Origin of the sequence: Helicobacter cappadocius (assembly GCF_030688855.1) — a bacterium.
GTDB lineage: Bacteria > Campylobacterota > Campylobacteria > Campylobacterales > Helicobacteraceae > Helicobacter_J > Helicobacter_J cappadocius.
Genome location: NZ_JAUYZK010000011.1, coordinates 1 through 12,840 on the forward strand (window position 1 = coordinate 1; position 12,840 = coordinate 12,840).

Here is a 12,840-nt window from a genome sequence, read left to right on the forward strand (position 1 = left end):
AGTTCGCCCTCTAGTTCTGTGAAAGTATCTAGGATTTTCACGATTTCTTCTTGGATGGGTAGAGGCGGGATGGGGATGGGGAGATTTGAATAGTTAGATATCCATTGTCTTGCATGTTCTTTTGGAGAATATTTTATACATTTCATAGCATAATATAAATATCGAAAACTTATTCCTTCTTTTGGTGTTAGCATCTTCATAGCAGAACTTTTAACTTTAAATCTAAAATCTACCCAATGAAAAGAAGTGGTAAAATCATCAAATATGATGACAGGTTTTTCTTTTGTAGCTTCATAAATACCTTCATTTTCGTTTGTGTATCCCAAAATAAAACTATCTCCTGCAGTAAGAACAGGAATTGTATATTCATTGTTATATTCTGTGGATTTCACAATGTATTGTGTAGGTTGTTTATAGTTTATAACTTCATTTAATCTTCTATATTCCACGCCATTAGGACAATGCTGATGAATGAGTTTTTGTATTTCGTTCATTTTTTACTCTGTGGCATTGATTTTATTTGATTATACATAATCTAGTTCTTTAGGTTTTTGTTTTTTGGTGATGAAACGTTTGGTCTCTCTGATTCCATTTGAAGTGCCTATCATCAGTAGTTTTGATTCAGAGGCGATGATGGCTTCTCCATCGGGCATAGAGATATATTTGCCATCTTTTTGCGTGATACCAATAACAGATACTTTTGTGATCTCTCTGAAATGAGCTTCTTTGAGTTTGTGTAATACAAGCCAACTGTATTTAGGAACGATAACTTCTTCAAGATCTAATGGAGTATCTTTTTTATATACAAATCGCTCTAATAGATTTTCCATATCTGGGCGGATCGCCATTGCACTGATTCTTTGTGCCATCAGCTTGGTGGGAGAAACCACGGTGTCTGAACCTAGTTTTTTGAGTTTTTCGACATCTTCTTCGGTGTCTGCGCTTGAGATGATGTAATAGGGTCTGCGATTGAGTTCTTTTTCAAAAAGTCTCACAGAAACTATCAGGGCAATATTATCTGATGGGGTTTTTGAAAAGGTTACGATTCCTTTGGCACTTGAGAGATGCGTTTTTAGCATCGCTATGTTTGTGTGAGGATCTCCTGTGATGTAATAGGGGTATTTGTGTTTGATAGCTTCTTTGTCAAAATCGGGGCGATTATCCACCACGACAAAAGGTATCTGAGCATCTCGAAATTGTTTGCTTAGCTCGATGGTGTATTCATTGTGATAACAAATCACATAGTGGTTGCGTAATCTTGCAATTCTATTGACCATTTTTTTCTCCTTGATGAGCCTTGTTAGAGTTCCGTTGTTGATAATACTGATAATAAAAGCTACACTAAAGCCAGTGATACCCACGCCGCTGATGGTAAGAAATGATGTGAAGAGGATGGATAAAGGGCCAAAGTTTGATTCATTGAGTGCCCCAAAACCTGTATTTGTAAAAGTATAGGAAGCTTGAAAAAAAGCTTGAATGAGAGTGTAATTTTCTAGTCCCAAATACCCTAAAGTACCGATGAGGACAAAAACTTGAATAAGTACTAAAGGGAGCCTGAAGGCCTTAAATTGTTCGTATAATTCAGGTCTTAGATCAATATCGGGTTTGGAGTTACTCCCCCAGTGGAGGATTTTTTTTAATTTTGTAAGCAAGGCATATTACCCTCTAAATGAGTGAGCCTTATTCGCTCACTTAAGATTTTTTCTTCATAGTTCTAAGTGTAGAAGCAGCAACTTTTATTTTTAAAGATGTTCCATCTTCAAGCTTGATTCTAACACTTCTTAGATTAGGAAGAGATCTTTTTTTGTTTTTGTTGTTTGCATGACTTACATTATTGCCTACCATAGGACCTTTTCCTGTAAAAAAACATTTTCTTGCCATGATATTACCTTTTGATTATGATTTGATTGCGTGATTATACAGAAATAAACTACAAATTCACCTTAAGCTTGTGTGCTGTGAGTTTTGTTGTGGAGCATTTGAACAAGAGGGTGTTTTTATGTTTTTTGCCACTTGGACAAACTCACCGACACCTTTGTCCCAAAGCATTCTAGCTATCAGCAAAAAGACGATTTTCTTAGAGCTATCACAGGGTCTAGGAGAAAAATGCTCAGTATTGATTCCTTCGCTTTTGAGTATCGTTGTTTTTTCTGATGTGGTGATATTGTTATTGAGAAATTCTCTTTCATCATCGGAATTTAAAAACCAGATTTCAGATGTTTTTGAGAGGGCGATTTGATACATTTTGCAGACTAGAAATTTTAATATTTTTTTCTTCCATCCTCCTTGTACAAATACATAGCCAAGTCCTGTAATCATCGCTATATTTGGAATTTTTAACATCCTGGCGATGAAAGAACCATAAATCACGGGCTTGATAGTGTAACAAAAGCTCATTTGTGGCTTTAGTTGTTTGAGGATTTTTTTGATTTGAAAAAAGGTTTTGATATCTTTGTAGGGATTGAGGCTTTTGGAATCTATGTCAATACAGTGGTAATGAAAACCTTCTTGGAGAAGTTTCGCACTGCTTTCATCTTGTGGGGCTAGAATATGAATAGCAAACCCTAGATTTTTTAGAGTTTTGAGAACCTCTAATCTAAAGTGATACATTCCAAAAGAAGTGTTAGAAATAAAAACGATTGAGGATTTTGGGCATAAAGATTGGACTTTAGTTTCATAAAACTTAACGATATTTTTGACATCAAAGATTTCTTGAGCGATTTTTCTGCCCTCTATTCCCATTTTTAGCTTAGATTCAGTGGGAAGTTGGAGAAAAAAATTGATAGCATTTTGGAGGGATTGGACATTTTTAGGTAGGCATAAAATTCCATTTTTGCCAATACTCAAGTCTTCTTGAAGGTTTTTTTCAAAGATGGTTTCTTTGCAACCAGGGACATCTGTAGTGATGATAGGCTTTTCCATAGACATCGCTTCTAAAAGTGAAAGCGGGATGCCTTCGCGATAACTACTAGGTAGAATTATACAACTTGCATTTGCTATATGTTCTCTTACATCATCACTTACCCCTAGATAGGTAATCGCTCCCTCACTTTGCCATTTTTTAATCTGACTTAGAGGGATTGATGAAGGGTTGCTATTATCGGCTTTTCCAAGAAGCCAAAATTCAACACTGGTGTTATTTTTTGTTTCTATCATAATTTTATCTTTCCAAAACTAAATATAAAACTTAGAATTCTAATATAAGTTTGCCATTTTTGATGGTATTTAAGGGATCTAATGCACGATTGAAGATAAGCTAATTTTGGAGTATTATCATAGCGATATTCAAGCTCTATGATAGAGTGTAAAATAGCTTGGATTTTATTTTTGGCTTCATAGAAATATGGATTTGAGGTAAGTTCTTTTTTGGTTTCTAGCTCATCAAAGAGTTCTATGATTCTCTTGAGGTTGTTTATTTTTTTATCTCTAGTTTTGCTATCTCTAGTGATGGAAGAGTTGCTTTCGCAATAAATGTAAAACTTTTGACTTATGCCTACAGAGCTTTTTCCTAGAGCTATGAAGACAAAGTTTTGTAATAAATCTTCTGCCATCACAAGGTGTTCATCTATAAAATCTAAAGTTTTGATGGCCTTTAAAACCAAATCTTTTTTGTAAAGTTTCCCACATATTCCCCAAGGGGGGGTAGAAGAGAGTAGAAACACTTCTTTTAAAATCTGTTCATTTTGTAGAGATTTTGTGATAATTTTAAGAGGTGCTTTTTTTAACGTTGGAGGAAAAAACTTGGTTCCAAAAAACACTATATCTACGCAGTGCTGCTCTGCTTTTTCATAGAGAATCCTACAGGTTTCCTCTTCTAGGTAGTCATCACCATCTAAAAAACAGAGATATTCTCCTTTTGCGATTTTTGCCCCTTGTAATCTAGCAAGGAAGGTGCCTAGATTTTTTTGATTATCCAAAATACGGATTCTAAGGTCTTTTTGTGCATATTCATGGGCTATTTGAATAGTTTTATCACTTCCTTTTTCATCTATAATGATAATCTCTATTTCTCTTAAGGTTTGCCTTATGCACGAATGAATTGCTCTAGCTATGGAATCCTCTATATTATATGCAGGGATAATGATAGAGATTTTAGGATTTGTCATAAAGTGAAGCTTTTATTTTTGTAGTAACAGAAGATGGTATGAATGATTTGATGAAAAATTTCAGAGATAAAGAACACAAGCTTGGGATACAAAACAAAAAAGAAAGTTTATTGTATTTTTGTGCAATACGGAGATTTTCAAAGAAAAGCCTGAAGGGTTTATTTGATGAAAGACCTTCAAAATTATAAACCGCTATGATTTCATCTATTTTGTAGAATTTATGACCTTCTTTGGCAATCTTGATAAAAAAATCATTATCCGCACAGATTTTAAAAGATGTATCAAAATGATGTTGCTTTAGAAGTTCTGTTTTGACAAACACGCTTTGATGGCAAAAAGGCATAATGTATGCAGATTTTTTTTTGGCGGGAATTTTGAGGTACTTTCCTTTGTTTATAAAAGTTGTGTCCCCATAAACAACACTCATTTTTACCTCGCTAGATTTTTTTTATGATGTGATTTTATCAGATTTAGAAGGAATTTTTGCTAAAGATGACGCGAAGCTTATTTTTTAGTGATTTTGGTAACATAGAGCGCAAAACAAATCTAGGAAGAATACAAGTGATGTATTTTAAGCTCAAAAATATGGGGTAAAAACGATTGTAGCGATATGTGATCTTAACTTCTTCTTGGAGCATTTGAAAGCTTGGAGCACTTGAAATACCATTTAGATTAAATACAGATACAATTAGATCGATTTTTTTAAAACCATAGCCTTTGTTAAATATTTTAGTGAAAAAATCCGTATCTCCAGCGATTTTGAAATTGGTATCATAGCGGTATTTTTTCATCACTTTTGAATCAATAAAAGCGGATTGATGGATAAAGCGATGATGGTATTTGTGATTTTGTGAGTGTGAATAGATGATTTTGTGATTGAGAGCGTCATAAAAAAGATCACTATTTCCATAGATCACACTTATGCCTCCCCCCCCCCCATCTACTTTTAATGCTTCTTTGTATTTTTCAAAACATTTTGTTATGGTTGAATGTTCATAAAATCTATCCCCACTATTCATAAAATTACACCATTCTCCGGTGGCTAAATCGATTCCTTTGTTCATCGCATCATATATGCCTTTGTCTTTTTCGCTGATAAATTTATCGATGCAATGCTTTAGATGAGGAGGTTTGGCATCTATGTAGTTTTGAATGATTTGTTTTGTCCCATCAGTACTGTTTCCATCAATGATAATGTATTGGATGTTTGGATAATCTTGAGAAAGTACGGATTCTATTGTATCAGCTATGTGAATAGCATCATTATATACGACTGTGATGATAGAGATTTTTGGATAGTTATGATTTTTCATAGATGGCTACAACACTCTGACCTCTAGCATCAGAGGGGATTTGAATGAATTTTTTCCCAATTATTCCAAGTTTATTGATAATTTTACGCGAAACCCCCCTGTCTATAAGGGAAATAGGCAGGAATTTTTTTGCCCATTGAGCGGATTTATACATATCAATATGTTCGGGCTGGATATTTTCATGATAGATAGAGATGAGTTTTAGATTGAATATTTTCGCAATATTTTCTAAGCTTTTGTCTGAAAATCTGCTCAAATGATGAGGTGGCATATTCAAAACCCCGTTTATTATATCTTTCATAAAACTATCCTCGCTTGGCACAGCGATTATCATATGCCCCCCCCCCCTTAGTGCTGCTAGTTTGGATTCTATAAATTCTCTAGGGTTGCTTACATGTTCTAAAACTTGAAAACTACAAACCACATCAAAAGATTGAGGATGAATTTTGGCGTATTCTTGGATAGAAATATTTTGTATATTAATACCGTTTTGTTCGGCTAGTTTTTTAGCTTCTGTGCTGAATTCTAGTCCTGTGTAGTCTGCTTTAGGCAAAAATTTTGCAAAAGCTCCTTTTCCGCAACCAACTTCTAAGACCTTGCTAGAAGGTTTGATATAATCTTTAGTGTAGCGGTACTCTGTTTTTTCTGTCATATAATACCAGGGGAACTGATTGAAAGAATTGTAAAATTCATTATCGCCTGTTGGCATTTTGGAGTCTTTGTCTAGGAAAAATCTCAAATCACAATCATTGCAATGGATGTAATTAAGATCTGAATCAATCAGTCTATCAATGTCTATTTTGAAGTTTTTTTTGTATAAAAAAACTAAATCTTGTTTTTGTATCTTTTCTTCTATACTGCAATGAGATTTTTGACATAATGGGCATTGGATATTATTCATTTATGGTTCTTTTGCGTTATTTTTTATTTGAGCTTATTTTATCACAAAATCATTTGATTGATAGAATGCACTGATTAAGGAAAACAAAAAATTAAAATTGTTTCCTTGATATTTAAAATTAGGCTTTATCTAGCATGTTTATAAATTTTCCAAATAGCAAAAATAAATTTTTAGACTATGGTTTTTCATATACTCTCTTTTTAAACATGCTTAGATGGATATGGGTTTATTGAGAGTTTTTGATTTTTGATTTGATGTATCTTTTGATGGGTCTAAGAATGGGACGCAAAAATTCAAGTGAAGAGATAATGCGAAATATTATTTTGCTTATCCCCCCCCCCCATTGTTTTTATTGTTGGGTTTAGTTTTTGATTTTTGGTTTTTAAAAAAATAGTTGCGTAAGTATTTTTTAAAATACCTAGATTTTTTAATCCCATGAATTTGGCAAAACTATCAAAGCTATAGCGATAATGAAAATTTTGAGGTAAGTGGCATTTGATGCAAGGATAAAAACAATTTCCAATAATCGCCTCCCCATTTATTTTCAAATATCCTAACATCTCCTCAAAGCTCTCAAGAGGATCTTCTAGGTGTTCTAAAACATCTGTAGCAATAATACAATCAAATTCAGATTCCAATTTAGAGATAAAATCAATATTTGGGTAATTAGCTACACATCTTTTGCCATATTCGCTAGGAAATGGTTCATAGATAAATATTTGCTTATCAGGTGATTTTTTGGCGATAGCTTTTGCTAATGTGCCAAATCCTCCGCCATAATCAACGATAGTTTGAAAATCTTTTTTGGCAATATAATCAGCGATATTTTCTCGAACTTGTATGGAAATATCGTGATTTTCTATAAAAAGCCCATTGAGTAGCCAAACAGGATGGCTGTAATATTTCCCTAACTTATCCCAGTCTATATTTTTGTTATCACAACCCATTTCATCCCAAACTTTGTTCATTAAATACCATATTTGTTCCAAGTCGTCGTGTATTTGAGGGTTTTGTGAGTTGAGCAAAAACTCAATAGACTCTCTTTCTTGTGGGGTTAAATCTTTATTTTCAAGCTCTATGGTCATTTGAATTCCTTGTTTGTTGATTGACTTTGGGGTATTTTATCACAACAATCAAGTTTCCCTATAACCAAATCTAGCTCAATAAAGTTTATTTTCTTTCCAATATTCTCTAATGAGTTCTTTTGTTTTTTCAGGCAAGGGGATAAATCCCATTTTTAATGCCTCTTTGTCTCCATTTTTGAACGCATAATCAAAAAATTTGATAGATTCAATCGCGTTTTTTCCATTTTTTGGCAGGAGAATAAAGGTTGCACTAACTAATGGGTAGGTATTTTTTCCTTTTTGATTGAGTAGAGATGTTGAAAAATCCGCTTTTTTATCCCATTTGGCATTTTTACTTGCATTTGAAATACTCTCTTTATTGGCACTAACCCATTCTTTTTGGACATCTTGGATTTGAGCTGCATTTAAATTCATTTGTTCTTTGTAGGATAACTCTACATAACCGATAGAGTTTTTGGTTTGTTTGACCAATGCACTTACTCCTTCATTTCCTTTTGCTCCAGTTCCGATAGGCCAAGATATAGCTTTTCCATAACCGATTTTATCTTTCCAAATTTTTGATATTTCAGATAGATACAAAGTAAAATTATAAGTCGTTCCGCTTCCATCACTTCTGTGAATAAGTTCTATATTTGTTGCTGGTAGATTGAGTGTTGGGTTGTCTTTGAGGATTTTAGCATCATTCCATTTTGTTATATTGCCTAGAAAAATATCACTGATGACTTCATTGCTGAGTTTGAGCTGTCCATCTTTGATTCCATCTAAATGATAAACAATCACAATCGCTCCACTTAAGGTTGGGAATTGTAAAAGGTTGTATTTGGAGAGTTCTTGAGGAGTCAATGGTTCATCACTCCCACCAAAATCTATAGTCCCCATTTTGATTTGTTTGATACCTCCACCTGAACCGATGGATTGGTAGTTGATTTTATTTCCTGTTGCTTTTTCATAGCTTTTAGTCCAGCTCATATAAATATGTGCAGGAAAGGAAGCTCCTGCACCACTTATTACAGAGGAAGCATTGAGCGTGAGTGTTGTTAGTATCAATACAAGTAGTTTTTTCATTTTTGTTCCTTTGTCTTAAAAATCAAGAGAAACTATAAAACGAGGTGATTACAAATTGATAACATTTTTTTGTTTTTTATTTAGGAGTTTTTTTGCTAAAGTTTTAGCAATTTAAATTAAGGATAATGAATTGAAAGATTTGATTCTTGTGATTGATGATGAGGAAGATTTGCTTGAGTTACTTGAATATCGTTTGGAACAAGAAGGATTTGAAGTTATTGGAGCATTAGGGAGCAAGAGTGCAAGAAAAATTCTTGAAGAAGAGAATGTCTCTTTGATGTTGGTGGATAGAAATTTAGGTCTAGAAGAAGGATCAGAGTTTGTCAAAAAGATTCGCAAGGAGGGTTATAATATCCCTGTTATATACCTTTCTGCTAAAGATAGCCAAGAAGATAAGATAACTGGATTTCAAAGGGGAGGAGATGATTATATCACCAAACCTTTTGTTTTTGAGGAGCTTGTGGCTAGGATTTTTGCAGTTTTGAGAAGATACAAAGGTGCAGGAGAGGAAAAAATATGGAAATACAAAAATATTACTCTTTATCCTAGAACCCATCTATTATTTACAGATGATAGTGAAAATAAAATCGAACTTACTCCATTAGAAACAAAAATGCTTTTGGTGTTTTTAAAAAATACAGGCATGGTGTTATCTAGGGATTATCTTCTTGAAGAAATTTGGAATAATCAAGGCGAGAGTAAAAGCGTGAATGTCGCTATCAAGCGTTTGAGAAAAAAGTTAGATTCAAAAGATGAAGAGAGATTTATTAAAGCAATTAGAGGGGAGGGCTATCTTTTTGTTTAGATTATATTATCTGTTTTCTTTGACTTTTGCTTTAGTGATGTTTATTTTGTGGCTATTATTAAGTGTTTTTTTATATGAAGGTAGAGGTTTTTGGTGGTTTTTTGGGGAAATATCAATTTTATTTGTTTTATTTTCTCTTGTTGTGCTTTATTTATCTTTTTTGATGAACAGAAAAATCAAAAAAGAAGTTGATAAAATTATTGAGTTTGTCCAAAAAATAATATATAAAGAATTTATAACCACAGAGAAGGGATCTTTTTATGTGAAGGAGTTTGCACAGATCTCAGATTCTATCACAAGGCTACATAATGTATTACAAAAAGAAGAAAAAAATTCCAAAAAAAATTCCAAAAAACTTCATTTAAAATATCTCCAAAGTTCTTCTATTGTCTCCGCACTTTCTCATGAGTTTAAAAATCCTTTGGCGGTTATTTCTGGGTATTGTAATACTATCATTGAATCAAAAGACAAACTTTCAAAAGAACAAACAGATAGATTTTTAGGAAAAATTTATACTCAATCCCAAAGACTTAACAGTCTATTAGATAGAATAAACCTTGCTGTGAGATTAGAAAATGAACTGATAAAAATTCAATCCATATCTTTTGATTTGAAACCTTTAGTTCAAGAAATTATCAATAATCTTGCCCCTTATTATCAAGACAAGCAGATTTTAAGTGATTTGAAAAGCACATTGATTATAGGTGACAAAATACTTTTAGAAAGGGCTATCAGTAATCTGATTGAGAATGCTTTGAAATATTCAAAAAACACAATTAAAATTGTGCTAAAAAAGAATAAATTCAAAGTTATTGACGATGGCGAAGGTATAGAAGAAAAACAAATTCCCCTTATCACAAAAAAATTTTATCGGGCACAGAAAAAATATCAAGAGAATTCACTCGGAATTGGACTTTTTATTGTCAAATATATTTTAAGGCTTCATCATAGCGAACTTAAAATAAAAAGTGCTAAAAATAAGGGTTCAACCTTTAGTTTTAAGCTAAAACATATCAGCCAAATTTCCCCTTGATATACTCACGTGTAAGCTTTTCTTTTGGATTTTCAAAGATATGTTGAGTTTTGTCTATTTCAATCAGTTTTCCCAGATACATAAAGGCGGTATAATCACTCACTCTTTGGGCTTGTTGCATATTGTGAGTTACAATGATGATACTCATCTTTTTTTTGAGATCTTTTAGTAAATCTTCGATTGCCTCAGTTGATATTGGATCAAGGGCACTTGTGGGTTCATCAAAGAGCAGTATCTCAGGTTCTATGGCAATAGCTCTTGCGATACAGAGTCTTTGTTGCTGACCCCCAGATAGAGAGTCTGCACTGCCATCAAGCCTGTCTTTGACCTCGTTCCAAAGACTTGCATTTTTGAGAGCTTTTTCAACTTTTGGAAATAATTCCATTTTGTTTTTGATTCCCTTAAGCCTAAGACCGTAGGCAACATTTTCAAAAATACTCATAGGGAATGGAGTAGGTTTTTGAAATATCATTCCGATTTGAGTTCTTAAGGCTATGAGATCAGTTTTCTTTTTGAGAATGTTTTTATCTTCAAAAATGATTTCTCCTTTGTAGGTGGAACCATCATAAAGACAATGCATACGATTAAAACATCTAAGCAAGGTGCTTTTGCCACATCCGCTTGGTCCTATGAGTGCAAGGACTTTGTTTTGAGGTATTTTTAAATCAATGTTAGAAATGCTTGGTTTATCTGAATTGGGATAATAAAAGCTTAGATTTTTTGCTTCAATGGCGATTTTATTCATTTCTTTCCTTTATTGAGTATTACTTTGCTGATAATATTGATAGCTAGGATAAATATTGCTAGGATAAATGCCCCTCCAAAAGCTAATTCTTGCCATTGTTTATAAGGTGAAGTGGCGTATTGAAACATCGTAACAGTTAGTGAAGGGAAGGGTGCGTTTAGATCTAGGGTAAAAAATGGACTATTAAGTGAAGTGAAAAGCAAAGGAGCACTTTCGCCAGCAATGCGTGAAAAAGCGAGTAAAAAACCTGTAAAAAGACCCGTTTTTGCTCCTTTATAGACCACATTTATAATAGTTTTATATTTGGGTGCACCTAGTGCGATAGAGGCTTCTCTAAGGGAATTTGGAACTAAAGAAAGCATGTCGTCTGTGGTTTTTAAGATGACAGGAATCATAATCAAGCACAAAGCAATGATGCCTGAATAAGCACTGAAATGCCCCATAGGAATAACAAAAATTGCATATACAAAGGTAGCTATAACAATGGAAGGTACAGATATCATAACATCATTGATAAATCGTATAAATTCTGTTACTTGATGATTTTTGCTATACTCTCTAAGATATGTCCCCCCAAGAACCCCTAATGGAACACCTATAATCATCGCTAAAAAACTCAATATAAGCTGACCAATGATAGCATTTCTAAGACCTCCATTTTCCCAAGGTGAGCTGGTATCTTTGGTAAATATATCTATTCCTATGACATTGAATCCCTTATAAAACAAAACCCCTAAAATCAAAAACAAAATCATCAGTGCAAAGAATGCAAATAGGCTTGAAATCCATAGAATAATTTTGTTGTATTTTATTCGTTTAGAAATATTTTTTTTCATCGGATTTTACCTTTTTTAGTTTTTTTGATGAGGTAAAATTTTGCAGTTGTTATAACAAACAAGCTTAGAGAGAATAAAATTAATGCCAAATAAAATAAGCTTGAATAATATAGATCGCTATCAGCTTCGGCAAATTCATTTGCCAAGGTCGCAGGAATATTTGTAGCAGGTAATAGCAAAGAGGAGGTTATCTTATGGGAGTTTCCAATTACAAAAGTAACCGCCATTGTTTCTCCTAATGCCCTGCCCAATGCAAGTATCATTCCTCCAATCACTCCGACTTTTATATGCGGAAGTATTACATCTTTTATTACCTCTACTTTTGTAGCTCCAAGTGCATAGGCAGATTCTTTGAGAATGTTTGGAGTTGTTTGCATACCTTCTTGAGTGATAGAACTCATAAAGGGTAATATCATAATGCTTAAAATAATCGCAGCACTTAAAATCCCTATGCCCATACCACCAAACACTTTTCCAAGAAATGGAGTGAGATAAAAAAGTCCCCACATTCCATAAACAATCGAAGGAATCGCAGCTAAAAGCTCGATAGCTGAAGATATAAAAGTTTTAAGTTTTTTTGGACAAATTTCGCTCAAAAAAATAGCGATTCCTAGTGATAGGGGAATCGCAAAAATCATTGCCAAAATAGTCCCTATAACGCTCCCATAAATTGCAGCTGCTCCGCCGAAAATTTCCTTATTTGGAGACCAATCAGAGGTGATGAGAAAAGAAAATCCAAAAGTTTTTATTGCTGGAAGTGCTTGGATGAATAATGTGATAAAAATACCCACTAAAATAATCAGCACAAAAAACGCAAAGGTTCTGCTAGTGTGAAAAAATAACCTCTCTTTCATAGCGAAATTTTGCATTGTTAATATCCTTTATACCCTCTTTGGTAGGGCTATTTTTATGGTATTGTAAATAGGCTTGATTACAAAAAGATTACATTTG

At 33.4% G+C, this 12,840-nt stretch carries 15 protein-coding genes; 2 read left to right on the plus strand and 13 right to left on the minus strand.

All coding sequences use genetic code 11. From position 1 onward, the window contains the following. From Q5I06_RS07040 to pstS, 10 genes are all read right to left on the minus strand, one after another. Window positions 1-494 (minus strand): restriction endonuclease subunit S (locus Q5I06_RS07040; RefSeq protein ID WP_305520929.1); only part of this gene is annotated, 494 nt, incomplete at its 3' end. A gap of 30 nt (window positions 495-524) precedes the next feature. Beyond that, complete coding sequence (locus Q5I06_RS07045; RefSeq protein WP_370690948.1) at window positions 525-1,631, minus strand: potassium channel family protein; 1,107 nt, start codon at window positions 1,629-1,631, stop codon at window positions 525-527. A 61-nt stretch (window positions 1,632-1,692) separates the two neighbouring features. After that, a complete protein-coding gene (gene rpmB / locus Q5I06_RS07050; protein ID WP_305517441.1) occupies window positions 1,693-1,881 on the minus strand; it encodes a 50S ribosomal protein L28 in 189 nt (62 codons plus the stop codon). Between the two features lie 57 nt (window positions 1,882-1,938). Then, window positions 1,939-3,156: a glycosyltransferase gene (locus tag Q5I06_RS07055; RefSeq protein WP_305517442.1), complete on the minus strand. Its 1,218-nt coding sequence runs from the start codon at window positions 3,154-3,156 to the stop codon at window positions 1,939-1,941. Continuing rightward, on the minus strand, window positions 3,153-4,106 hold the full coding sequence (locus Q5I06_RS07060; RefSeq protein WP_305517443.1) for a glycosyltransferase family 2 protein: 954 nt from the start codon (window positions 4,104-4,106) through the stop codon (window positions 3,153-3,155). Before Q5I06_RS07060 ends, Q5I06_RS07055 begins: the two co-directional genes overlap by 4 nt. Then, on the minus strand, window positions 4,093-4,533 hold the full coding sequence (locus tag Q5I06_RS07065; RefSeq protein ID WP_305517444.1) for a glycosyltransferase family protein: 441 nt from the start codon (window positions 4,531-4,533) through the stop codon (window positions 4,093-4,095). The genes Q5I06_RS07060 and Q5I06_RS07065 overlap by 14 nt, the downstream gene beginning before the upstream one ends. A 43-nt stretch (window positions 4,534-4,576) precedes the next feature. Next, window positions 4,577-5,419 (minus strand): glycosyltransferase family 2 protein, encoded by an 843-nt coding sequence (locus Q5I06_RS07070; RefSeq protein ID WP_305517445.1) that lies wholly within the window; start codon window positions 5,417-5,419, stop codon window positions 4,577-4,579. After that, window positions 5,406-6,320, minus strand: a complete 915-nt coding sequence (locus Q5I06_RS07075) for a class I SAM-dependent methyltransferase (RefSeq protein ID WP_305517446.1) — start codon at window positions 6,318-6,320, stop codon at window positions 5,406-5,408. The genes Q5I06_RS07070 and Q5I06_RS07075 overlap by 14 nt, the downstream gene beginning before the upstream one ends. Window positions 6,321-6,613: 293 nt before the next feature. Further along, window positions 6,614-7,405 carry a class I SAM-dependent methyltransferase gene (locus Q5I06_RS07080; RefSeq protein WP_305517447.1) on the minus strand — a complete coding sequence of 264 codons (792 nt, stop codon included), beginning with the start codon at window positions 7,403-7,405 and terminating at the stop codon, window positions 6,614-6,616. Between the two features lie 75 nt (window positions 7,406-7,480). After that, window positions 7,481-8,470, minus strand: coding sequence for a phosphate ABC transporter substrate-binding protein PstS (gene pstS / locus Q5I06_RS07085; RefSeq protein ID WP_305517448.1), 990 nt, complete (start codon window positions 8,468-8,470; stop codon window positions 7,481-7,483). Between the two features lie 130 nt (window positions 8,471-8,600). On the opposite strand from pstS, the gene Q5I06_RS07090 reads away from it, so the two are divergent. Both Q5I06_RS07090 and Q5I06_RS07095 read left to right on the plus strand, forming a co-directional pair. Beyond that, entirely contained in the window at window positions 8,601-9,275 is a 675-nt protein-coding gene (locus tag Q5I06_RS07090) for a response regulator transcription factor (protein ID WP_305517449.1), read from the plus strand. After that, window positions 9,268-10,308 (plus strand): sensor histidine kinase, encoded by a 1,041-nt coding sequence (locus Q5I06_RS07095; RefSeq protein WP_305517450.1) that lies wholly within the window; start codon window positions 9,268-9,270, stop codon window positions 10,306-10,308. The genes Q5I06_RS07090 and Q5I06_RS07095 overlap by 8 nt, the downstream gene beginning before the upstream one ends. Here Q5I06_RS07095 and pstB read toward each other — a convergent pair. Genes pstB through pstC form a run of 3 tightly spaced genes read right to left on the minus strand, consistent with a single transcriptional unit; the run spans window position 10,289 to window position 12,758 of the window. After that, the gene (gene pstB, locus Q5I06_RS07100; RefSeq protein WP_305517451.1) at window positions 10,289-11,053 is read right to left on the minus strand and encodes a phosphate ABC transporter ATP-binding protein PstB; all 765 of its coding nucleotides are present in this window, start codon (window positions 11,051-11,053) and stop codon (window positions 10,289-10,291) included. The genes Q5I06_RS07095 and pstB overlap by 20 nt on opposite strands. Beyond that, window positions 11,050-11,889, minus strand: coding sequence for a phosphate ABC transporter permease PstA (gene pstA / locus Q5I06_RS07105; RefSeq protein ID WP_305517452.1), 840 nt, complete (start codon window positions 11,887-11,889; stop codon window positions 11,050-11,052). The genes pstB and pstA overlap by 4 nt, the downstream gene beginning before the upstream one ends. Then, the gene (pstC, locus tag Q5I06_RS07110; protein WP_305517453.1) at window positions 11,886-12,758 is read right to left on the minus strand and encodes a phosphate ABC transporter permease subunit PstC; all 873 of its coding nucleotides are present in this window, start codon (window positions 12,756-12,758) and stop codon (window positions 11,886-11,888) included. The genes pstA and pstC overlap by 4 nt, the downstream gene beginning before the upstream one ends. Window positions 12,759-12,840: the final 82 nt, after the last annotated feature.